This window comes from Bradyrhizobium sp. 76 (assembly GCF_023073025.1).
Taxonomy (GTDB): domain Bacteria; phylum Pseudomonadota; class Alphaproteobacteria; order Rhizobiales; family Xanthobacteraceae; genus Bradyrhizobium.
The window spans coordinates 1-1175 of record NZ_JADPIS010000038.1 but is presented as its reverse complement, the minus strand read 5'-3'; the positions used below and the strand labels follow the sequence as shown (position 1 = coordinate 1175).

General features: G+C 62.1%; 1 protein-coding gene. It reads right to left on the bottom strand.

Annotated features, from left to right (window positions below; genetic code table 11):
- A partial coding sequence (locus IVB48_RS11415) for an amino acid adenylation domain-containing protein (RefSeq protein WP_247400013.1) occupies window positions 1-1175 on the bottom strand: 1175 nt, incomplete at both ends.

Below are 1175 nucleotides of genomic sequence, written 5' to 3'. Positions count from 1 at the left end.
CTCACCACTGAACGGATCGGCCAAGAACCGCTCCGCCGTCAGTTCGGGCCGGTTCAGATAGCCACGCGCGACCCCCGCCCCGCCAATGTAGAGCTCTCCCACCGCTCCCAACGGAACGGGCGCGCCATGGCCATCGAGCAGATACACACGCGTGTTCGCAATCGGACGGCCGATATGCGGCACTGCGTTTTCGATGGAGAGCCGTCCCGAGGTCGCCACGACCGTAGCTTCAGTAGGGCCATAGTTGTTTATCAGCTTTAAAGGCGGTGTTAGAGACGCGGGCATACGGTGGAGACGATCACCGCCAACAAGCAAGTACTCCAATGTGGGATTTACCAGCTTGTCTTCCAACGCGATTGTGGCCAGCGGCGTGATCAGAAAGGCGACTTCGAGCGATTGATCACGCCACCATTCTAGCAGGCGGAGCGAATCTCCCGCTGCCGCTCTGGGAGGTAGAAGCAATGTGCTGCCGTTGTATAACGCAGTCCATAGCTCCCAAGTGCTGGCATCGAATGCTAGTCCGGCAGTGAGTGCGCAACAGGTTTCTGGTTGAAGACAAAACGTTTGCACATGCCAAGCTATCAGATTGACTAATCCGCGATGCTCGACCATGACGCCTTTTGGGGTGCCGGTAGATCCCGAGGTGTAGATCACATAGGCGAGATGGCGCGAGGTCAGGCCAAGCGCGCGCGGGTCGGGATCCGAGGCCGGCAGCTTCGCCCAGGCCGATGTCGCCGTCTCGAGATCGACCACCGTCAGATCGGCCAGCGCATCGGCGCCCAGCGCGGATCGTCCCGCAGCATCGGCCAGCAACAGTTGCGGCTGCGCATCCTCAAGAACCTGCTTGAGCCGTGCGCACGGATAGGCCGGATCCAACGGCAGATAGGCGCCACCCGCCTTGAGGATTGCAAGCAGCCCCACCACCATCGCCACGCCGCGCTCAAGGCAGATCGCCACAGGCTGGTCCGGCTTCACCCCGAGTGCGATCAGATGATGCGCCAGCCGGTTCGCCCGCGCATTGAGCTCGCCATAGCTCAAGCGCTCGTCCGCATGGACCACCGCCACCGCATGCGGCATCTTGGCGACCTGCGCCTCGAACAGCTCATGGATGCACCGCTCTGACGGATACGCCGCCGCCGTGCGGTTCAGTTCCTCCAGCAGGTACGCCCGCTCGT